The organism is Streptomyces sp. LUP47B, from assembly GCF_001746295.1.
In the GTDB taxonomy this organism is placed as follows: Bacteria; Actinomycetota; Actinomycetes; order Streptomycetales; family Streptomycetaceae; genus Streptomyces.
Genome location: NZ_MJAH01000005.1, coordinates 91898 through 112765, shown reverse-complemented (window position 1 = coordinate 112765; position 20868 = coordinate 91898). Strand labels below are relative to the sequence as shown.

Sequence of the window (20868 nt, the reverse complement as noted above, 5' to 3'; positions counted from 1 at the left end):
GACCCGTGAACCTAAAGGTATGGACCACTTACGTCAAGGGATGAAGTAAGGTTTGATGGAAGGAGAGTTCGTCGGTCGGCTGTTCTGATTGGATGGCCGTCCGCGGGTACTCGCCGGGCATGAAGCTGCATCTTCCCGGACACAAAGAGCACCACGGCAGCGACGAGGCTGCGGAACGCGAGGTCCCGCCGGCCGAGGAGGTGGGCCCCGGGCCCGCCGTGGAGCGGCGTGCGCCGGACACGCCCTCGCAACTGCCGAAGCCGGCCTGGGGGGCGGTGCTGCGGGGCAGCCTGCGGGAGTTCAAGGACGACGAGCTGACCGACCGGGCCGCCGCGCTGACGTACTACGGCCTGTTGTCACTCTTCCCGGCCCTGCTGGTCCTGGTGTCGATGCTCGGCCTGACCGGCAAGTCCGCCACGGACACGGTGCTGCGCAATCTCAAGCAGTTCACTCCGGGTTCCGCCCGCGACATCATCACTGGGGCCGTCGAGCAGCTGCAGAACAAAGCGGGCGTCGGATCGCTCATGGCGATCGTCGGCATCGTGCTGGCGGTGTGGTCGGCGTCCGGGTACGTGGCCGCGTTCATCCGCGCGGCCAACCGGGTCTACGACATGCCGGAGGGCCGCCCGATCTGGAAGATCCTTCCGGTGCGGGTCGGCCTGACGGTCGTCCTGATGGTGCTCGCCGTCATCAGCGCCCTGATCGTGGTCTTCACCGGCGCTCTGGCCCGCAAGGCGGGCACGGCGATCGGGATCGGCGACACCGCCCTGACGGTGTGGTCGATCGCCAAGTGGCCCGTCCTGGTGGTCCTGGTCACGGTCATGATCGCGCTCCTGTACTGGGGCACGCCGAACGCCAAGGTGAAGGGGTTCCGGTGGATCACACCGGGCAGCTTCCTCGCCCTGGTCATCTGGCTGCTCGCGTCCGCCGGATTCGCGTTCTACGTCGCCAACTTCGCCTCGTACAACAAGACCTACGGCACCATGGCCGGTGTCATCGTCTTCCTGGTCTGGCTGTGGATCAGCAACCTGGCGATTCTCCTGGGTCTGGAGTTCGACGCCGAGACCGTCCGGCAGCGGGCGATCGCCGGCGGCCTGCCGCCCGACAAGGAGCCCTACACGGAGCCGCGTGACACCAGGACGTGGGACGAGCAGGACCTGCGCCGACTGGACGGCTCGGGACCGGCGCACAGCGGGTGACGGGCTGACCCGGACTGCGAGACCGGCGGGACCCGGGAAGCCGGCAAGTCCGTCGGCAACCTCATGACCGCCGGACGTGGCCGGGGCGCCGTCGGCGGTGGAGGAGTCCGAGGAGAGCAGCCAGCCGTGGTGCGGTGGAGTCCGAGGAGAGCAGCCAGCCGTGGTGCGGTGGAGTCCGAGGAGAGCAGCCAGCCGTGGTGCGGTGCCGCCGCCGCGATGGCGGGGTGGGGCGGGTGGAGGGGCCGCGGGCGCGGCGGCCGCCGGACTGGTCGCCCAACCGGCGTCCAACGGCCCTGCGAGCAACTCGCTGACCGGCCCAGGCCCGCGGACCGGATCCCGCACGATGAGGTCGCCGACCGCCCCGACTCGTCCTCGTTCCCCTCCGGGCACACGGCGGCTGCGGTCGCCTTCACCGCCGCCCCCACCTGGCCGGCCGCGGGCGCGTTGCGCGCGGTGCCGACCGCCCTGGTGGCTGTAAAGGGGTGCAGGGCGCCCACCAACCCAGTGATGTCGCCGACGGTGCGGCCGTCAGCCTGGCCGCTGCGCGACCGGCCCCGGCCCCAGAACTCGACGGCCCGGCAGACATGCGGGTGGGGCCAATGCGACGGTCGGCCCGCTCGAACCTGCCGAGCGGGCCGACGCAGCTGTGTGACCGCAGCCCCACACCGCGGACACACACGGGACAAGCCACTCGGGACCGCCGCCGCGGCTCCCCAGGGACCCACCGTGCAGGTAACCCGTATCCCACGGGGCAATCCTGCTGATCGGGGACGTTGACCGGAAAACACGGATCGCCCTACCGTCGTCACAAGATCTGCCGGAACGTTTCGGCATCGGTGAACGAGCGGCCCCTCGCCGCGGAAGCGGAGCGACCCATGGGCCTGCCGTCCACGGACTGGTTGGTGCGTCCCGTCGCGCCGATCGACGAAGCCGGCGCGTCGGCCGTGCTGGCGACCCGGTTCGGGGTACGGGGCACCACCGTGCGGAACCTCGGCAGCCAGCAGGACCGCAACTACGGGGTGCGCGGCGCGGCGGGGGAGTACGTCCTCAAGGTCGCCAACCCCGCCACGCAGACGGCCGAGCTGAGGTCCCAGTGTGACGCCGTGGAACACCTGGCCCGCGCGCTGCCCGGTCTCCGACTGCCCCGGGCACGCCCCGGCACCGACGGTGACGTGGTGCAGCCCTTTCTCGTGGACGGAGCGGCACTCTCCTGTCGGCTGCTGGACTTCGTGCCGGGTGAGCCGATCATGGACAGTCGCTACCTCGCCCCCGCCGTCGTCGCCCGCCTCGGCGAACTCGCCGGGCAGATCGCCGCGGCCCTCGCCGACTTCACCGCACCCGAGACCGACCGCTTCCGGCCGTGGGACCTGCGCAACGCCCTCGAAGTGATCGAGACCCTCGCCCCGCACTGGCCCGACCGGACCCGCGCCGACCGGGTGCTGCGCGCCGCCCGGATCGCGCACGCCCTCGTGGAGCCCCACGCGAAGGACCTGCCGGTCCAGTTCGTGCACGGCGACATCACCGACAACAACGTCGTCTGCGAGACGGCGAGGGACGGTCGGCGGATGCCCGTCGGGGTGATCGACTTCGGGGACCTCGGCACCGGCTGGACCGTGGCGGAACTGGCGGTCACCTGCACCTCCGTCCTGCATCACCACGGGTCCGGACCCGCCTCCGTACTGCCCGCCGTCCGCGCCTTCGACGCCGTACGCCCGCTCGCCGACGGGGAGGTGGCCGCGCTGTGGCCCCTCGTCGTGCTGCGGGCGGCCGTCATGGTGGTCAGTGGGCAGTACGACGTCCTCCAGGACCCCGGCAACGGCTACGCGTCCGCCGCCCTGGACCGGGAGTGGGCCATGTTCGAGTCGGCCGTCTCCGTCCCTGCCGAGGTGATGACGGCCCAGCTGAGGGAGACACTCGGCCGCCCCCAGCCCCCGGTCGCCGTCGTGGCCACGCACCGCATGCTGCCGGATCTGCCCGACGACGTACCGGCACTCGACCTTTCGGCGCAGAGCGACGACCTGCACACGGGCCGGTGGCTGGAGGCCGACGCCGAAGCGGCCCAGGCGTCCGGCCTGGCGGCGGCACGCACCCGGCACGGCGAGTTCCGCCTGACCCGCACCACGATCGACACCGCGCAGGCCCCGGCGACCTGCGCCCTCGGCGTGGACCTGCACCTCGCGGAGCCCTTGACGGTGCACGCGCCCTGGGCGGGCACACTCACCCGGCACCACGACGGCACGCTCGACCTGCGCGGCGAGGGTCCGGTCCTGCGGCTGTACGGGGTCGCCAGCCCGGCCGCATCCGGTCCCGTCGAAGCCGGACAGCCCCTCGGCACAGTCGCCGAACGGGACGGCAGGCACACCCTCGGCCTCCAGCTGTCCACCCTGGCCGACCGGCACCCACCCCGTTTCGCCACCCCCGACCTGGCCGCCGGCTGGCTGGCGGTCAGTCCCGATCCGACCCTGCTGATCACCGGCCGGGACCCGCTGGAGCCGTCCGCCGACAGGGACCTCCTCGCCCGCCGCGACCGCGCCTTCGCCGCCGTGCAGGAGCACTACTACGACGACCCGCCCCGCATCGAACGCGGCTGGCGCCACCACCTCGTCGACGCCCAGGGCCGCGGCTATCTCGACATGCTCAACAACGTGACCGTCCTCGGCCACGGCCACCCCGCGCTGAGCGACGCCGTGCACCGGCAGTGGCGGCGCCTGAACACCAACTCCCGTTTCCACTACGGCTCGGTCGTGGAACTCTCCGAGCGGCTCACCGCGCTCCTGCCCGAGGAACTGGACACCGTCTTCCTCGTCAACAGCGGCTCCGAGGCCGTGGACCTCGCCCTGCGCCTGGCCTGGGCAGCGACCGGACGGCAGGACACGGTCGCGGTCGAGGAGGCGTACCACGGGTGGACGTACGCCAGTGACGCGGTCTCCACCTCGATCGCGGACAACCCGAACGCCCTGTCCTCACGCCCGAGTTGGGTGCATACTGTGGCCGCCCCCAACTCCTACCGGGGCCGCCGGCGGGGTGCCGAGGCGCGACGGTACGGGCCCGAGGCCGCCGCCCGGATCACCGAACTCGCCGAACAGGGCCACCCACCCGCCGCCTTCATCGGCGAGCCCTTCTACGGCAACGCGGGCGGCATCCCCCTTCCGGACGGCTACCTCCGGCAGGTCTACGACGCCACGCGCGCCGTCGGCGGACTGTGCATCGCGGACGAGGTGCAGGTCGGCTACGGCCGACTCGGCACCCACTTCTGGGGGTTCGAGCAGCAGGGCGTCGTACCGGACATCGTGACCGTGGCCAAGGCGATGGGCAACGGGCATCCGCTGGGCGCCGTCATCACCCGGCGGGAGATCGCCGACGCCTACCGCACCCAGGGCTACTTCTTCTCCTCGGCCGGGGGCAGCCCGGTCAGCAGCGTGGTCGGACTCACCGTGCTCGACGTGCTGCGGGACGAGCGGCTCCAGGACAACGCCCTAGAAGTGGGCGGGTACTTGAGGCAGCGGCTGGAGGAACTCGCCGCCCGGCATCCCCTGATCGGTGCGGTGCACGGTTCGGGGCTTTATCTGGGCGTCGAGTTCGTCCGGGACCGTCAGACCCTGGAGCCGGCGACCGAGGAGACGGCGGCGATCTGCGGCCGGTTGCGCGAGCTCGGCGTGATCGTCCAGCCGACCTCGGACCGGCAGTGCGTACTGAAGATCAAGCCGCCGATGTGCCTGACCCGGCACAGCGCCGACGTGTTCGCCGCCGCACTGGACGACGTACTGACCAACGGCTGGTGAGAGCGTCGCGGCCGTCAGCGCCCCGGCACCGCCCCGCTGCTCGCGCGGATCACCAGGTCGACGGGGACGAGTGACTCGGGGTGCGGCGGTTTCACCGAGTCGTCGATCCGGCTCAGCAGGAGCCGCAGGGACCGGGTGCCGATCTCCGCGAAGTCGGTGCGCACGGTGGTCAGCGGCGGCAGCAGATGCGCGGCCTCGGGGATGTCGTCGTAGCCCACCACGCTGATCTCGCCCGGCACCGAGCGGCCCGCCTCGTGGAAGGCGTGCAGGACGCCGAGGGCCATCTGGTCGTTGGACACGAACACCGCGGTGACGTCCGTACGCCGGGCCAGCCGGCGCCCCAGGTGGTAGCCGGAGTCGGCGCTCCAGTCGCCGAACAACGGCTCGGGGATCCGCGCCCCGGCCGCCTCCAGAGTGGAGCGCCAGCTCGCCAGCCGGTGATCCGCGGAGGTCCAGCCGCTCGGCCCCGCGATGTGCCAGACGGTCGGGTGGCCGAGCCCCAGCAGATGCTCGGTGGCCTTGCGGGCGCCCTTGCGGGAGTCGCCGGTGAGCCGCTCGGTCTCCGGGTCGAAGCCGTTCTCCAGCACCACCAGCGGGGTGTCGAACCGGGTGTCCGCCAGAGCATGGCCCACCCACAGCTGCGGGGCGATGGCGATCACACCGTCCGCGCCCTCGGCCGAGAGCCGGTCGACGGCCTCGACGACCGTGTCGTGCTCGGCCGTGTCCAGGGAGATGGAGCTGAGCAGGTAACCGGCCTCCTGGGCGGCGGTGTTGATCGCGGTCAGGATCGCGGACGGTCCGTAGCGCGCCGCGTCGAAGGTGATGACCCCGAGCATCCGGGTCCGCCCGCTGGCCAGCGACCGGGCGCTGCGGCTGGGCCGGTAGCCGAGGGTCCGCATGGCCGTCAGGACCGCCTCGCGGGTCTCGGGGCGGACGGACGGATGCTCGTTGAGCACACGGGAGACGGTCTGCTTGGAGACACCGGCCAGCCGGGCCACGTCGTCCATCACCGGGCGCGAGCCGGCGAAGTTGCGTCGGCTGCGCCCCTTCGGGACGGCTCCCTCGGCGGCGCTTGGGGTCATGGTGGCGGTTTCCTCGACGTGTGGTGGCGGTGGCACGGCGGTCCCGGCCCGCCCCGGGAGCACAGCATAGGCGGGCCGGTCCCGGGGATCCGGGGGGCGGCACCGGGCTCCGGGGCAGGTCAGCCCGCCCGGACCGACCAGGTGTGCCTGGTGATCCACTCGGCGTGGGTGACGGCGGCCGTCTCCCGCTCACCGCGCGCCTGCTCCGGCAGATGTACCGGCGCCCCGGCGTGCAGGGGCAGCACCCGCAGTCGCAGACCCTCGGCCCGCAGGGCGTCGGCGGGCAGCCGGTCCAGGCCGATGTCCCAGACCCCTCCCGAGCAGAACTGGTCGGCGACGAGCGTGTCCCCCACGTACGCCCGCCCCACGTCCCCGCTCCAGTGCAGCCGCAGCAGTGTCCCGGGCGGCAGTGCGTCCGGCACCTCGACGCGGTACTCGGCGGCCACGGTGTCGAAGTACTTGTCGGCGGGAGCGCTCGCCCGGCCCTGGACCCCGGTGACGGTCTCGGGGGCGGGCCCGGCGGCCCGGACGAGGGTGACCTCCGCGGCGGAGCTCTCGCCCGCCGGCGCCTTTGGGACCGCGTAACGGGTGAACACCCCGTCCACGACCGCCTCCGCCGTCACCCCGTCCACCACGGGCGCCCGCTCGGGTGCGGGCAGCACGGCGAACGACGTCGCCGTCCCCGAACCGTGCAGCCGTACCTCGTCCCGGTCGAAGACCACACCGTCACCGCACAGCACCAGCCGCTCGGCACCCCAGGCCTCGCCCCGGTAGGCGGTTCGAGCCGTCGCCGCGTCCAGCACCAGCAGGCCGACCCGCCGGCCGTCGGCGGTGTCCACCTCCACCAGGGCGTCGGTGCCGGGACGCAGCCCGGTCACCAGCAGCCGGTCGCCGACCGGGGTGACGTCGCCGGTGGGCGTGCGCAGAGCCGACACCGTGGCGGTGTCCAGGGCGAGTTCGGGCGCGATGCCGTCCGTAGCGGCCAGCACCAGGACCGTACGGCCGTCGACGTCGACCGTGCACACCGGCTGGGCGGTGGCCCACTCCAGCCGCAGACCGGCCACCTCGAGACGCAGCGGCCAGCAGAAGTACGCGCCGCTCGGAACCGTGACAGGCACGCTGGGCAGGGTCAATTCGCCGCGGCTGGAAGGGAATTCGACCGTGAACGACGTCTCCGGGTGCTCCGGGAGCTGTTCGTGCGGCTGGTGGTTGTTGACGAACAGGAAGCCCGAGGCGCCGTCACCGCGCACCGCCCAGCGCAGGGTGTCCCGGTCGAACTGCCCCTCCGGCCGCCGCTCGGGCAGCGCCGACTCCATGGGGGCGATCAGGTGCCCGAAGTCGGCCAACATAAGGTGCTGGAGCCGGAGTTCGTGGTAGGTCCGCCGATACTGGCCGTACTCGCCGAGCGGTGCCTGGAAGTCGTACGTCAGGACGGGCAGGTCGTTCGGATAGCCGGTGACGTGCGACTCCTGAAGGGTGCTGAGCTCACCCGCGGGGTTGGTGCCGCCGTGGAACATGTAGTAGCCCTGCCAGACCGAGCCGCAGCCGATCTTGGTGAGGCCGAGTGCGCCGATGTCGTCGGGATCGACGTAGGGCCGACGGTGGTACGACACGGCCATGCCGCCGCCCAACTCGCAGGTGGCCCAGGGAAATCGGTCCGCGAAGGCGTCGGGCTCGCTGCCCCGCACACTGACCGGGCGCAGGTCGGATCCGATGCCCTCGTCGTCGCGCTGGTGGGTGAAGAAGAAGTGCTTGCGGCAGGTGTCGGGCCAGCCGCCGTCGGCCTCGGTCCAGAAGGCCTCGGTGTAGCCGCCGTAGAGCGGAAGCAGTTCGTCCGGCGGGAGTCGGACACCGCCCCAGGCGGTCGACGTCCACAGGGGTGCGCTCAGGCCGGCCTCCTGGGCCAGCCGCTTCAGCGTCAGCAGGTGGCCGGGCTGGTCGTAGAGCTCGTTCTCGATCTGGATCGCCACGATCGGGCCGCCGTGGGCCCGGTCGAGACCGCTCAACTGCTCGGCGATCGCCGCGAACCAGGGGCCTACGGCGTCCAGGTACACCGGGTCGTCGGTGCGGGGGGCGCAGTCGCGGGCCAGGACCCAGTCGGGCAGGCCGCCGTTACGGACCTCCGCGTGCGACCAGGGGCCGACGCGGGGGATGAAGTCCAGGTCGTGGCGGGCGCACAGCTCGGCGAAGCGGCGCAGGTCACGGTCGCCGTCGAAGCGGACGCGGCCCTCGATCTCCTCGTGGTGGATCCAGATGAGGTAACTGGCGACGGCGGTGACACCGCCCGCCTTCATCTTCAGCAGCTCCTCCTCCCACTCCGCGGCGGGGTAGCGGGAGTAGTGGAACTCACCGGAGACCGGGAACCAGGGCCGGCCGCCACGGGTGAGCCAACGGCTGGTCACCTCGATCGGGTCGGGCACCCCCGGGGCGTCCGCGAAGGGCAGGTGCCCGGTCGGCGGAGGCCCGGCGGGGGAGGGGACGCGCAGGTGGTGGGCCATCAGTCGATCTCCGGTCCGAGGTCGGGCGTGCCGGTGAGCTGGGCGTGGGTGCCGGTGGTGGCGTGCAGCTCCAGCAGGACCAGTTCGTTGGTGCCGGGGCGCAGGACGGGCGCGGGCACGTACAGGGTGTGCTGGGGGCCCCGGTTCCAGTAGCGGCCGAGATGGAACCCGTTGACCCAGGCCTGGCCCTTGGTCCAGCCGGGCAGGGCGAGGAAGGTGTCGGCCGGGGTGTCCACCTCGAAGGTGCCCCGGTGGAAGGCGGGTACGGCGTCCGTGGTCGCCTCGGACGCGCCGAACGGCACGGCGGCCAGGTCGTCCAGGGGCACGGCCCGGCACTCCCAGCCGTCCAGTGCGGCGCCTCGGAAGGACACCGGGCCGAGCAGCCCCTTGGGTGCCCCGATGCGCGGCCCGTAGTTGACGCCGCCCATGTTCTCCACGAGGACTTCGAGGACGGCACCGGCGTGCGGCACCCGCACGGACAGCGTCTCGTCGTGCCGTTCCCGCTCCAGTACGCCGACGCAGGCGCCGTCCACGAAGACCTGCGCGCGGTCGCCGACCCCGCCCGGGAAGTGCAGCAGACCGTCGCCCGAGCCGGGAAGCGCGGTGCGGTAGAGCACGTAACCGGTGTGCACACCCAGTTCGTTCATCGTCACCGGCGCCTCGGTACTCGTCGACGACAGCCCGCGGACGTACGGCAGCAGCGGCGCCCGGTGATCCAAGTACACGTCGGTGACCGGGAGTTTGGGGGCGGGTGAGGGCGCGGGCTCCTCGGGCGTGGCCGTGTGCCGGGCGATCACCTCGCGGAACGCGTGGTACTTGGGACCGGGGTCACCGCTCTCGGTGAGCGGGGCGTCGTAGTCGTAGGACGTGACGGTGGGCTGGTAGGCGTGTTTGTGGTTGGCGCCGTTGGTGAAGCCGAAGTTGGTGCCGCCGTGGAACATGTAGATGTTGACCGAGGCCCCCGCCGCCAGCAGCCGGTCCAGGTCGGCCGCGGCGTCGGCCGCCGGCCGTACATGGTGCGGACCGCCCCAGTGGTCGAACCAGCCGATCCAGAACTCCGAGCACATCAGCGGGCCTTGGGGCTGGTGGGCGCGGAGCGCGGCCAGGTGCTCCTCGACCCGGCTGCCGAAGGTGACCGTGGCGAGCGTGCCCGGGAGAGTGCCGGCCGCCAGGTGCTTGGCGTTGGCCTGGTCGCAGGTGTACAGCAGCTCCTCGACACCGCGCTCGCGCAGGGCCTCGTGGACATGCTTGAGATACGCGGTGTCGTCGCCGTACGCCCCGTACTCGTTCTCCACCTGTACGGCGATCACCGGGCCGCCGTGCGCGGCCATGAACGGCCTTAGCGCGGGCAGCAGTTGGTCGAGGTAGCCGTCGAACGCCGCTGTGAAACGGGGGTCGCTGCTGCGCAGCCGGATACCGGGGTCCGCGAGCAGCCAGGCGGGCAGACCGCCGTCGTCCCACTCGGCGCAGATGAACGGCCCCGGGCGCAGCAGGACCTGCAGACCCTCCTCCTGGGCTAGGCGCAGCCAGCGGGGCAGATCGAGGAAGCCGTCCAGGACCAGGGTGCCGGGTTCGGGCTCGTGGAGGTTCCACGGCAGATACGTCTCGATCGTGTTGAGACCCATCAGACGGGCCTTGCGCAGCCGGTCGGCCCACTGGTCGGGATGGATCCGGAAGTAGTGCATGGCCCCGGAGATGATCCGGAACGGCTCGCCGTGCAGGAGGAAACCGTTGGAGGACGTCGTCAGAGCGGGCATGCGGGGCATCCCTTCGAGTCAGCGGGAGTTCAGCGGGTCCGGGTGGTGCGGACGAGCCAGAGCGTGGCGGCGAGACACAGCGCGGAGACACCGCTCAGCAGCAGCGGAACGGCCCGGATGCCGGACCATTCGATGGCCTTGCCCAGCGCCGGGCCGGCCGCCACACCGCCGATCATCGAGGCGGCGATGACCAGCGCGCCGGCGCGTCGGGCGCCGGGGGTGGCCCGGTGCAGCCAGGGCAGACCGGTGGGGAAGATCGGCGCGATGAACAGACCCACACCGGCATACGCGTACGGCGCCAACCCCCGTACGGACGCGAGCAGAAGGCAGACCGTCATACCCGCGCAGGACACGGTGATGATGGCCTGCGCCGAGAACCGCAGCGCGATGGGGGCGACCAGGAAGCGGCCCACCGTCATCATCAGCCAGTAGACGGAGGTGGCGGTCGCGGCCACCCCGGCGCCGTATCCCACGGTCTGCAGATGGGTGGGCTCCCAGCCGCCGACACCGGCCTCGATGCCCACGTGCAGGACGTAGAGGGCGACGAACACGCAGAGCACCGAGGCCAGGCTGCGGCCGAGAGCGCCGGGGGAGTCGGGAGCGGTGCCGGACGGCTGGGGCGCCCGGTTCCGTACGCCCTTCAGGCACAGCAGCAACGGCAGGTTGACGAGCGCGAAGCCGAGGAAGACCGCCGGATAGTGACCGGCACCCACCACGCCGATCAGTACCGGGCCGAGGATCGCGCCCACGCCGAAGTGCGCGTTGAGAATGTTCAGCATCGCGGTGGAACGGTGGCCGAAGCCGACCGCGAACAGCTGGTTCAGGCCGTAGTCGATGCCGCCGAAGCCGAGACCGGCGAGCAGCGCGGCGGCCAGGGCGGTGGGCCAGTTCGGCGCGAGTGCGAAACCCGCCGCGCCGAGTGCCATCAGCAGGTACGAGGCGCCCAGGATCCGCCGGTTGCCGATCCGGCCGAAGAGCCGGTCGAACAGCAGGACCCCGGCGACCCCGCCGACGAAATGGGCGCTGAGACCGAGTCCGGCTCCCGAGGGAGACAGCCCGAACTCCTCGCGGAACGCGGGGATCGCCGGGCCGTACAGCGCCTGGAGCGCGCCGATGAGCACGAAGCCGACGCAGGAGGCGACCACGGCGGCCGGGCTGAAGACCGGAGCGCGCGCGGGCGCCAGTGTGGAGGACATGGACACCGATGTTACCGGTAACATGCAGACCGTCAAGATCCCCGGACGAATGGAGAGCGGAGATGGGTTGGACTGGTGGTCCAGTGCCTGGACTGCTAGTCTAGTGTCGGAGGTGGGAGGACGCGATGGAGGCCGAGCGGGACGCGATCATCGCCGCGCTCACGTCGGTCGTCGACGGGATCGCGGCGACCTTCGGGCCGGTGTGCGAGGTCGTGCTGCACGACTACCGCAGACCGGAGAACTCCGTGGTGGCCATCGCCGGCTCGGTGACCGGGCGCAAGGTCGGCGGGGCCATGAGTGAGATCGGCATGCGCATGGTCGCCCGTGGCGACGAGGCGGCCGACGAGCTGAACTACGTCACCCGGACCGACGCCGGCAAGCTGGTCAAGTCGTCGACGATGCTGCTGCGGGACTCCTCGGGCGCGGTCTTCGGCGCGTTGTGCGTCAATGTCGACGTCACCGCGGCGAGCGAGGTCCACGCCCTGCTGGGAGCCCTGGCCGGGATCGGCGCGGCGCCCGAGGAGCCTCCCGTCACCACCTTCGGCGACGACATCGACTCCGTCGTCGACGTCATGCTCGACGCGCACCGGCATCAGTCGTGGGCGCTGCTCGACCGCACCGGACGCCTGGACCTGTTCCGCAGCCTGGACGAACGGGGCGTGTTCGCGGTGCGGCGGGCGATCGAGCAGGTGGCCGGACGGCTCGGGATCTCGCGCGCCTCCGCCTACAGCTACCTCTCCCAGTCCCGGAAACAGGCGAACACTGGAGGGCACTCGTGACGACCACCACCCCGCCGGTCACCCTGGACGACGTCCGGGACGCGGCAACCCGGCTCAAAGGCGTCGCACACCGCACACCGGTGCTGCGCTCACGGACCCTCGACGCGCTGGTCGGCGCCGAGGTCTCCCTCAAGTGCGAGAACTTCCAGCGGGTCGGCGCCTTCAAGTTCCGCGGCGCCTACAACGCGGCCTCCCGGCTGACCCCGGAGCAACTGGCCCGGGGCATCGCCGCCTACTCCTCGGGGAACCACGCCCAGGCCGTCGCCCTGGCCGCCCGCGAGCTCGGCACCACCGCGGTGATCGTCATGCCCGAGGACGCCCCACCCTCCAAGCGGGCGGCCACCGAGGGCTACGGCGCCGAGGTCGTCACGTACGACCGCTACACCGGCGACCGCGAGGCCATCGCCGAGGCCCTGGGAGCCGAGCGGGGCCTGGCACTCATCCCCCCGTACGAACACCCGCACGTGATGGCGGGACAGGGCACGGCCGCCCTCGAACTCCTGGAGGAGACGGGCGAGTTGGGCGCGCTGCTCACGCCGATCGGTGGTGGCGGACTGATGGCGGGGAGCGCGACCGCCGCCAAGGGGCTGCACCCGGGGATCCGCATGGTCGGCGTGGAACCGGAGGCCGGCGACGACACCAAGCGGTCCCTGGAGGCGGGGCGGCGTGTCAGCATCGCGGTACCGAAGACCATCGCCGACGGACAGGCCCTGCACACACCGGGCGAGCTGACCTTCTCGGTCAACCGACGGCTGGTCGACGAGATCGTGCTGGTCTCCGACGACGAGATCCGCGGCGCCATGCGGTTCGCCTTCGAGCGGTTGAAGATCGTCGTCGAGCCGAGCGGCGCCACCCCGCTGGCCGCCCTGCTCAGCGGCCGGATGAGCGCCCTCCCGGACCGGATCGGTGTGATCGTCTCCGGCGGAAATGTCGACGCGGAGCGCTTCGCGCGGCTCTGCGCGGGCGGCGCGTGAGCGGGCGAGGTCTTTTGGGGCGTCCTCACTCGAATGGCAGGCCGCACTGGACAGGCGGACGATGGAGTGGTGGGGCTGGGCCGCCGCCGGCGCCGCCCGGGAAGGGCGGGAGACGGAGACCGGCCCCGGCCGTGCCGTAACACGGCCGGAAGGGAGAGTCGTCATGTTTGAGGTGAAGACGCTCGACAAGCCGGACGAGCGCCGCGATTTCCCGCGTGGCCACCTCGAAGCGGTCCACATGAGCGGGCTGGACTTCGCCGTGGGCACCTTCGAACCGGGCTGGCGCTGGTCCGAGTCCGTGGCACCCATCGCCGGCACCAAGAGCTGCCAGGTCCACCACAACGGCTATGTCGTCCAGGGCCGCATGCGCATCACCATGGACGAAGGCGGCGAGGGCGAACTGGGCCCCGGCGACATCTTCGTGGTGACACCCGGGCACGACGCCTGGGTCGTCGGCGACGAGCAGTGCGTGGTCTACGACTTCGCGGGCGACATGGCGAAGGACTACGCGAAGGGCAAGTGAGGCACACCCGTTGCGTACCGTCGCCTCTCACACCGTGACGACGACCTTCGCGCGTGCGTGCTCCACCTCCAGATGCCGGATGGCCTCGGCCGCCTCGCTGAGCGGGTAGTTCCGCTCGACGGCCGGGGCGATCTTTCCTGTCCAGTCATAGGCGTTCACCGAGGCCGCGTGCACCCGGACGAGCACCTCGTCGGCGACCGGCACCGGCTGCTCGACCTCTAGGCCTCGCCTTGCCATCGGAAACTGATCGGTCTACTCTGTCCGCGTAGGTAAACCGATCGGTTTCTCGACGTTTCTGGAGACTCGCATGACCACCATCGAAGGTTCCGTCGTCCTCGTCACGGGCGGCAGCCGCGGCATCGGCCGGGCCCTGGTGTCCGCCCTGTACGAGCGCGGCGCGAAGAAGGTGTACGCCACCGCCCGCGACCCGCGGACCGTCACGCACCCCGACGCCGTCCCGCTGGCGCTCGAGGTGAGTGACGAGGCCTCCGTCGCGGCCGCCGCCGAACAGGCCCAGGACGTCACCCTGCTGATCAACAACGCCGGCGCGTCCGTGAAGGCGAGCTTCCTGGACGCCCCCGTGGAGGACGTCCGCCGCGAGTTCGAGACCAACTTCTACGGCCCGCTCCTCGTCACCCGGGCCTTCGTCCCCATCATCGAGCGCAACGGCGGCGGCCACATCCTGAACGTCCACTCGGTGCTGTCGTGGCTCGGCATCGCCGGCTCCTACAGCGCGTCCAAGGCCGCCCTGTGGTCGCAGACCAACTCCCTGCGCCTGGAGCTGAAGCCGCGCGGCATCGAGGTCACCGGCCTGCATGTCGGGTACGTCGACACGGACCTGACCGCGAAGATCGACGCCCCGAAGGTCACCCCCGAGAGCGTGGCCGTACAGGCCCTCGACGGCATCGAGTCCGGCGCCTACGAGGTGCTCGCCGACGACCTGACCCGGCAGGTGAAGGCAGGACTCGCCGCCGATCTCGCGGCGCTGTACCCGCAGTTGGCGGCCTGACCCACGTGCACGTGCGCGGGACGGCCCGCCTTCTTCCGGGCCGCAGGGCTCGGGCCCGGCGCGGCCGGTCCTGGGGGGCGTGTCGCCGGCCGCGGCCATGGCCGTGAGTTCGCCGGCACCGCCCTCGGGTCAGATCGGCAGCAGTCGTCCCACCAGCGCGCTGAGTTGCCGGACATTGCGGCACTCGTGCATCTCCACCGACTCGGCGTACTCGTACGCCGCCGAGTCGCCCGTCCCCCACTGCGCACGCGCCTCCGGGTTCAACCAGTAGACGCGGCGCGCCCGTTCGGTGATCTCCCGTACGGCGGGCAGGTTCGGGTCGCTCATGTTGGTGCGGGCGTCACCGAGCACGAACACCGTCGTGCGGGGGCTCAGCGCATCGCCGTACCGCGACGCGAACTCGCCGACCGCCACGCCGTAGTCGCTGCTGCCGTGCCACCCCGTCAGCGTGGCCTCGGCCCGGATACGGGCGCCGAGTCCCTCCGGGTCGGCCGCGCCGTGTTCGAGGAGCCGGGTGATCTCGTCGAGCCGGTTGACGAAGGCGAACACCCGCACCTTGCTGAACTGATCGTGCAGCGCCTGCACCAGCAGCATCGTGAAGTCCGAGAACCCCGACACCGAGCCCGACACGTCGCACAGCAGCACCAGTTCGGGCCGGGCCGGCCTGCGTCGCCGCAGGACCGGTTTCATCGGCACCCCGCCCGTGGACAACGAACCGCGCAGGGTCCGCCGTAGATCGATACTGCCTCGCGCGGCACGGCGCCGACGGGCCGCGAGCCGGGTGGCGAGCTTGCGGGCCAACGGCTGCACCGTGCGCCGCAGTTCGGCCAGCCGGTCCTTCCCGGCGAACAGGAAGTCGACCCGGTCCGTCGTCGGGGCCACCGCCCGCCGGGCGATCTCGTCCCGGCCCCGCCGCTCGGCGACCCGCCGCCGGGCCTCCGCCGCCACCAGCGCGCGGAACGCCTCGATGCGCCGCCGGAGCTCGTCCTCCAGCAACCGGTCCGTGAACCCGGACATGCCCTGCCGGCCCCGGACGTCGTCGCGGACACGCGCGAGCAGCGTCTGCGGGCGCAGCCGGTCGAGGACCTGGTACGACGACCAGCCGTCCGACGCGGGCGAGTTGCCGTATCCGCCGAACCCGTCGACCGCCTCCACCGCCAGCCGGGCCATCAGGGCCTCGTCGTTCGCGGCGAGGGCCTTGGCGAGGCGGTCACGCAGGTCGTCCCGGTCCCCGGCGGTCCCTTCGGGGGCGCCGACGCCCCGGGGGAAGTACAGGTCGAAGACCGGGTCGAACACCTGCCGCTGGGCCGTGCCGTGCAGCAGGGTCGCCGCCAGTCCCTCCCGCAGCAGCTCCCGGTCCACGAGACCCAGCGCAGCCACCGCCCGGGCCGCGTCCACGGTCTCGCCCGTCCCGATGCGGACGCCGTGCGCACGCAGGGCGCCGACGAGGGAGGTGAGCCGCTCGGCGGTGCTCACACCGCGTCCAGGTCGAGCTTGGCCCCCGCCTTGAGGATGTCGTCCTGATGCTTGAGCAGCACACCCAGACTGTCCCGTACGACCGTCTCGTCGAGGTGGTCCGCGCCGAGCGCGAGCAGCGTGCGCGCCCAGTCGATGGTCTCCGCGACCGAGGGCACCTTGCGCAGGTCCATGGCCCTGAGCGCCCCCACGACCCGGACCACGGACCTCGCCAGCGCCTCGTCCAGGTCCGGCACCCGCAGCCGTACGATCCGCCGCTCCAGCTCCTCCTCGGGGAACCCGATGTGCAGGAACAGACAGCGGCGGCGCAGGGCCTCCGACAGCTCGCGGCTGGCGTTGGAGGTGAGGACGACGAAGGGACGGCGGGACGCGGTGATCGTGCCGAGCTCGGGGACCGTGACCTGGAAGTCGCTGAGCACCTCGAGGAGCAGGCCCTCGACCTCGACGTCCGCCTTGTCGGTCTCGTCGATCAGCAGCACCGTGGGCTCGTCGCCGCGGATCGCCGTGAGCAGGGGCCGGGAGAGCAGGAACTCCTCGCTGAAGATGTCCGTGCGCGCCTCGTCCCAGGTCTCGTCGCGCCCCGCGCTGATCCGCAGGAGCTGCTTGGCGTGGTTCCACTCGTACAGCGCCCGGGACTCGTCCACACCCTCGTAGCACTGCAAACGGACCAGCCGGGCCCGCGCGACCTCGGCCACCGCTTTGGCCAGCTCCGTCTTTCCGACCCCGGCTGGGCCCTCGACCAGGAGCGGCTTGCCGAGGCGGTCGGCGAGGAAGACGGTGGTCGCGACCGCGGGCGAGGCGAGGTAGCCGGTCTCGGCGAGGCGTGCGGAGACGTCGTCGACGGATGTGAACAGCAACGGGTCCTCCTGCGTGGCGCGAACTCGTGTTCGTCAACTATCTAAGCGCTTGTTCACCTCTTCTGTCACGTGGTCCGAGGGAAGGTGGACCCGGCCGGAGCGCAGCGAGAAGGGGCGTCACCGAAGCGACGCCCCCTGACCGGTGCTCCTCACGCCGCCGACCCCACCGCCTCCACCGCCGGAGTGCGCAGCACCCTGCGGGCCGTGACCAGACCGGTCCCGATCGTCGCGGCCGCCGCGATCGACGCCACCGCCAGCCAGATGCCGAGACCCTGGTGGGGCAGCACCGAGTCGCTGCGCACCACCGTGAACGGAATGATCCCGGCCAGCGCCGCCACCGTGCCGAAGCACAGCCCGACGGCCGTGAGGACCAGCCCTTCCACGCCCACCGTGCCCAGCACCTGCCCCGGCGTCGCCCCGGCGAGGCGCTGCTGCCCGAACTCCCGTCCGCGGTAGGTCGTCGCCGCGTACAGCGAGTTGACCAGCATCACGCAGACGAACACCACGATGATGCCGACGACCGTGAGGTTCAGTGTCTGAAGGTTCTTCGCGTCGACGGTCCTGACCGCGCCCGAGGCCCTCATGGCGTCGCTCTCCACACCCTGCATGTAGAGCGTGGCGACGGACACCGCCGTGAACAGGATCAGCGACATCAGGATCCCGGAGAGGTGGTCCGCCCGCCGGCGCAGGTTCCGCACGGCCAGCCAGCCGCTCGAGCCGGTCAGCGGCAACCGGTCCAGGACACCCTTCAGCAGCCGCGGCGCCAGCAGCGCGAACCCCACGGACAGCAGGATCGCCCCGTACGCCGGTGTCGCCATGAGCGCCTCGTCCGTCGCGGAGAAGGCGAAGGTGGAGGTCACCGACACGGCACCGATGCCGAGAGCCGCGTACGCGAGGACCGTCCGCGCCCGGCCGCGCCGTCGACGGGTGCGCGTGGCCCGCCGTACGGCGAGGAAGGCGGCGCCCGCCGCGGCGACCAGCGTGATGTCGACACCCGACAGCAACGCGACGGGGCCGAAGGAGTGGTCGACAGAGCCGGCGACCTGCCCGCTGTCCTGGAAGGCGTTCAGCAGGGCCCGTCCGCCGAGCATCGCCGGACCGATGGCCAGCACCGCACCGATCAGGGCGACGGCCACGGCCTCACCCACGACCATCCGCCTGATCTGCCCCGGAGTCGCCCCCGAGCAGCGCAGCAGCTCCAACTCACCCGCCCGCTGGCGGACGTTGACCGTCAGCGTCGAGGCCACGGCGAAGAACACCAGGAGGGCGCCGTAGCCGCCGACGACACTCGCCGACGTGGTCAGCGTGTCCGAGCTCACCTGGTCCACGCCCGGCCGGCCCGCCGTGTCGTACAGCGAGTTGAACGTCATGATGATCCCCGCGCCCAGGAAGGCGGCCAGCAGTGTCGCGAGGAACCGTCCGGGCCGTTGCCCTATCGACCGCATCGCCAGCATGAACATCGCTCACACCCCCGCTGTCACGTCGTCGCCCAGGTGCGCGAGGCGCTCGGCCACCGCGTCCGGTGTCGGTGCGTTCATCCGGCCCGCGATCCGGCCGTCGGCCAGGAACACCATGGAGTCGGCGTAGGAGGCGGCGACCGGGTCGTGGGTCACCATCACCACGGTCCGGCCGTGCACCCGCACCGCCTCCTGGAGCAGCCGCAGCACATCCCGCGCGCTGCGGGTGTCCAGGGCGCCCGTCGGCTCGTCCGCGAAGATCACCCGAGGGTCCGTGACCAGCGCGCGGGCGATGGCGACCCGCTGCCTCTGACCGCCGGAGAGCTGGTCGGGGCGATGGCCGAGGCGGTCGCCGAGCCCGACGGAGGTGAGGACCTCCTCCGCCCTCCTGCGGTCGACCTTTCGGCCCGCGAGCTTCAGCGGCAGCACCGTGTTCTGCGCGACCGTCAGCGTCTCCAGCAGGTTGTACTGCTGGAACACGAACCCGACCCGCCCGCGCCGGAACCTCGTCAGCTCCGCCTCGCCGCCGCCCGTCAGTTCCGTGCCGTCCACGCGCACGATCCCGCTGTCCGGCCGGTCGAGACCGGCCGCGCACTGCAGCAGCGTGGACTTGCCGGACCCCGACGGCCCCATCACCGCGGTGAAGGTGCCCCGTGCGAGGCTCAGAGTGACCCCGTCCAGGGCGGTCACGGCACTGTCGTCGGTGCCGTAGGTCCTGGTGACCTTCACCAGCCGCAGCGCCTCGGCGGCGGGTCCCGTGTCGTGCGTGCGTCGTGAGCCTGTGCGAAACATCGTCGTCCCCCTTCGTCCGGCACGCCGTGTGCCTCGCTCATGAAGCTACGGAGCCGCGGGCCGGGACACATGGGGCACAGAACCCGTCTTCCGGGGTGTAGTCAGTGACACCCCCGCGCGGATACGGCAGGGTTGATCGCCATGACCGACGGAACAGCCTGGCTCGCCGAGCCCCAGTCCATCGCCTACGGCGGCTACAGCGTGGTGATCGCCCCCGACCTCGAGTCGGAGTCGCTGGCGAGAAGGATCGCCGAGACGGCCCCGGGGCGATACCGGCCCCGCCCCATCGGGGAGTTGACCAGCCGCCAGGTGCAGGACCTGCTGGAGGGCCTCTACGGAGGAGTCCGCGAGGGCATCGCCCTGCGCCACGGCGAACTCGACGAATGGTCCTACGTCATCAAGTACGGCGGCTGGCAGGGCAGGTTCGGCTCCGTCGGCCGACCCGTCGACCGGGGCGGGCTGCACGTCTTCCACCTGGAGTACGAGGAGGAGAACGGCAAGCCGGTGCCGCCGCGTTTCACCTACCGCCACGACGAGAACCTGATGTGCGAGTTCAACCTGCACCTCGACGGCAGCTGGGCGCACGGCAGTCCCGAGGGCGACCCCGAGGTGGTCGCCGCCGTCCAGGAGCGGCTCACCGCCGCCGGACTGCCCGACGACGACCTGGACCGCCGTACCGTGCACAGGGCCTGCCTGGAGGTCGTTCAGCGGCACTTCGGCCTCACGCTGCCGCGCGAGCGGATTCTGGAGGACACCCTGCCGACGCTCCTGCTGACCGCTCCGTGACCCTCGAAGGCCTGCGGTGGCCTGCGTTGTCAGTGGGGCGCTGTACGTTTTTGGGCATGGGGATCTATCTGGTGAGCGTGGGTGCGCGGGAGTGGTTCGACGCGGACGAGGAGGAGGGCCGGGGGGCCGTCGCCGCGGGGCTGAACGAGGAACTGCGCCGCCGGGGGCTGCCGCCGTACGGGTCCGTGCCCGAGGAAACGGAGTTCGTCCGTGGGTCGGGGCTGCAGTTCGAGGAGAAGCTGGTGCCGTCCATGGACGGCCTCGTGCGGCTGGCGCGTGACCATCTGGCGATCTCCGAGCCTGAGGCCCTCCTCGACTGGTCGGTGCTGGTGCCGGTTTCGCTCGACGTGGAGGTCGAACTGCCCGTCGAGTCCTCCTATTCGGACACCACGGTGATCGCCGGAGCCCCGCAGATCCTCGGTCTCGCGCGACGGCTGGCCGAGGCCGTGCGCCTGCCCGTCGACGAGATACCCGAAGCCTGCGACAACCTCGACCTCACCACGTGGTTCCTCGACGGCGAGGCGAAGCGGGTCGCGGCCACCCGGCCCGGACCGTGGGGCGAGGACCTGGACGCCGCGTTCTATGTGGCGCTCTATCTGCGCGCCGCCCAGCACTCGCTGCGGCGGGGGTGTCCGATCGTCTACTGCTGAGGTCACCCCGGCTGTGCAGCAGAAATTGATACAACTCCGAACAGCCGAAGG

General features: G+C 71.7%; 16 protein-coding genes and 1 pseudogene. 8 read left to right on the top strand and 9 right to left on the bottom strand.

What is annotated here, in order from left to right; all coding sequences use genetic code 11:
* The first annotated feature begins 119 nt into the window (after positions 1-119).
* Complete coding sequence (locus tag BFN33_RS16675) at positions 120-1199, top strand: YihY/virulence factor BrkB family protein (protein WP_069761124.1); 1080 nt, start codon at positions 120-122, stop codon at positions 1197-1199.
* 836 nt (positions 1200-2035) lie between these two features.
* Positions 2036-4981, top strand: a complete 2946-nt coding sequence (locus BFN33_RS16670; protein WP_256122769.1) for an aminotransferase — start codon at positions 2036-2038, stop codon at positions 4979-4981.
* 14 nt (positions 4982-4995) lie between these two features.
* Here the strand turns inward: BFN33_RS16670 and BFN33_RS16665 are convergent, their stop codons facing one another.
* The 4 genes from BFN33_RS16665 to BFN33_RS16650 form a co-directional block, all read right to left on the bottom strand.
* A complete protein-coding gene (locus BFN33_RS16665) occupies positions 4996-6063 on the bottom strand; it encodes a LacI family DNA-binding transcriptional regulator (protein ID WP_069760847.1) in 1068 nt (355 codons plus the stop codon).
* 119 nt (positions 6064-6182) lie between these two features.
* Entirely contained in the window at positions 6183-8561 is a 2379-nt protein-coding gene (locus BFN33_RS16660; RefSeq protein ID WP_069760846.1) for a beta-galactosidase, read from the bottom strand.
* The gene (locus tag BFN33_RS16655; protein ID WP_069760845.1) at positions 8561-10318 is read right to left on the bottom strand and encodes a beta-galactosidase; all 1758 of its coding nucleotides are present in this window, start codon (positions 10316-10318) and stop codon (positions 8561-8563) included. Before BFN33_RS16655 ends, BFN33_RS16660 begins: the two co-directional genes overlap by 1 nt.
* Before the next feature lie 29 nt (positions 10319-10347).
* Positions 10348-11514 (bottom strand): sugar MFS transporter, encoded by a 1167-nt coding sequence (locus BFN33_RS16650; protein ID WP_069760844.1) that lies wholly within the window; start codon positions 11512-11514, stop codon positions 10348-10350.
* Positions 11515-11639: 125 nt separating this feature from the next.
* Here BFN33_RS16650 and BFN33_RS16645 point away from each other — a divergent pair, with 125 nt between their 5' ends.
* The 3 genes from BFN33_RS16645 (at position 11640) to BFN33_RS16635 (ending at position 13790) form a co-directional block, all read left to right on the top strand.
* Positions 11640-12293, top strand: coding sequence for a transcriptional regulator (locus tag BFN33_RS16645; RefSeq protein ID WP_069760843.1), 654 nt, complete (start codon positions 11640-11642; stop codon positions 12291-12293).
* On the top strand, positions 12290-13267 hold the full coding sequence (locus BFN33_RS16640) for a threo-3-hydroxy-L-aspartate ammonia-lyase (protein ID WP_069760842.1): 978 nt from the start codon (positions 12290-12292) through the stop codon (positions 13265-13267). The genes BFN33_RS16645 and BFN33_RS16640 overlap by 4 nt, the downstream gene beginning before the upstream one ends.
* Positions 13268-13430: 163 nt before the next feature.
* Entirely contained in the window at positions 13431-13790 is a 360-nt protein-coding gene (locus tag BFN33_RS16635) for a cupin domain-containing protein (RefSeq protein WP_069760841.1), read from the top strand.
* Positions 13791-13817: 27 nt separating this feature from the next.
* Here the strand turns inward: BFN33_RS16635 and BFN33_RS49790 are convergent.
* Positions 13818-13928 (bottom strand): annotated as a pseudogene (locus BFN33_RS49790) (zinc-binding dehydrogenase); the annotation flags it as partial.
* Positions 13929-14097: 169 nt separating this feature from the next.
* Here BFN33_RS49790 and BFN33_RS16630 point away from each other — a divergent pair.
* Positions 14098-14799 (top strand): SDR family oxidoreductase, encoded by a 702-nt coding sequence (locus tag BFN33_RS16630; protein ID WP_069760840.1) that lies wholly within the window; start codon positions 14098-14100, stop codon positions 14797-14799.
* 129 nt (positions 14800-14928) lie between these two features.
* Here the strand turns inward: BFN33_RS16630 and BFN33_RS16625 are convergent, their stop codons facing one another.
* From BFN33_RS16625 to BFN33_RS16610, 4 genes are all read right to left on the bottom strand, one after another.
* Positions 14929-16275, bottom strand: a complete 1347-nt coding sequence (locus BFN33_RS16625; protein ID WP_069760839.1) for a VWA domain-containing protein — start codon at positions 16273-16275, stop codon at positions 14929-14931.
* Entirely contained in the window at positions 16272-17129 is an 858-nt protein-coding gene (locus BFN33_RS16620; protein ID WP_069761123.1) for a MoxR family ATPase, read from the bottom strand. Before BFN33_RS16620 ends, BFN33_RS16625 begins: the two co-directional genes overlap by 4 nt.
* A 152-nt stretch (positions 17130-17281) precedes the next feature.
* Positions 17282-18592 (bottom strand): ABC transporter permease, encoded by a 1311-nt coding sequence (locus tag BFN33_RS16615; protein ID WP_069760838.1) that lies wholly within the window; start codon positions 18590-18592, stop codon positions 17282-17284.
* Between the two features lie 3 nt (positions 18593-18595).
* Complete coding sequence (locus BFN33_RS16610; protein ID WP_069760837.1) at positions 18596-19381, bottom strand: ABC transporter ATP-binding protein; 786 nt, start codon at positions 19379-19381, stop codon at positions 18596-18598.
* A 141-nt stretch (positions 19382-19522) separates the two neighbouring features.
* Here BFN33_RS16610 and BFN33_RS16605 point away from each other — a divergent pair, with 141 nt between their 5' ends.
* A complete protein-coding gene (locus BFN33_RS16605) occupies positions 19523-20167 on the top strand; it encodes a hypothetical protein (RefSeq protein WP_069760836.1) in 645 nt (214 codons plus the stop codon).
* A 56-nt stretch (positions 20168-20223) separates the two neighbouring features.
* Positions 20224-20817 carry a hypothetical protein gene (locus tag BFN33_RS16600; RefSeq protein ID WP_069760835.1) on the top strand — a complete coding sequence of 198 codons (594 nt, stop codon included), beginning with the start codon at positions 20224-20226 and terminating at the stop codon, positions 20815-20817.
* The last annotated feature ends 51 nt before the right edge of the window (positions 20818-20868 follow it).

Bases quoted from the DNA above. Each gene is read 5' to 3' on its own strand.
- BFN33_RS16600 (WP_069760835.1), top strand. From the start codon at position 20,224: ATGGGGATCTATCTGGTGAGCGTGGGTGCGCGGGAGTGGTTCGACGCG.
- BFN33_RS16675 (WP_069761124.1), top strand. From the start codon at position 120: ATGAAGCTGCATCTTCCCGGACACAAAGAGCACCACGGCAGCGACGAG.
- BFN33_RS16610 (WP_069760837.1), bottom strand. From the start codon at position 19,381: ATGTTTCGCACAGGCTCACGACGCACGCACGACACGGGACCCGCCGCC.
- BFN33_RS16645 (WP_069760843.1), top strand. From the start codon at position 11,640: ATGGAGGCCGAGCGGGACGCGATCATCGCCGCGCTCACGTCGGTCGTC.
- BFN33_RS16635 (WP_069760841.1), top strand. From the start codon at position 13,431: ATGTTTGAGGTGAAGACGCTCGACAAGCCGGACGAGCGCCGCGATTTC.
- BFN33_RS16660 (WP_069760846.1), bottom strand. From the start codon at position 8,561: ATGGCCCACCACCTGCGCGTCCCCTCCCCCGCCGGGCCTCCGCCGACC.
- BFN33_RS16615 (WP_069760838.1), bottom strand. From the start codon at position 18,592: ATGTTCATGCTGGCGATGCGGTCGATAGGGCAACGGCCCGGACGGTTC.
- BFN33_RS16665 (WP_069760847.1), bottom strand. From the start codon at position 6,063: ATGACCCCAAGCGCCGCCGAGGGAGCCGTCCCGAAGGGGCGCAGCCGA.
- BFN33_RS16605 (WP_069760836.1), top strand. From the start codon at position 19,523: ATGACCGACGGAACAGCCTGGCTCGCCGAGCCCCAGTCCATCGCCTAC.
- BFN33_RS16655 (WP_069760845.1), bottom strand. From the start codon at position 10,318: ATGCCCGCTCTGACGACGTCCTCCAACGGTTTCCTCCTGCACGGCGAG.
- BFN33_RS16630 (WP_069760840.1), top strand. From the start codon at position 14,098: ATGACCACCATCGAAGGTTCCGTCGTCCTCGTCACGGGCGGCAGCCGC.
- BFN33_RS16650 (WP_069760844.1), bottom strand. From the start codon at position 11,514: ATGTCCTCCACACTGGCGCCCGCGCGCGCTCCGGTCTTCAGCCCGGCC.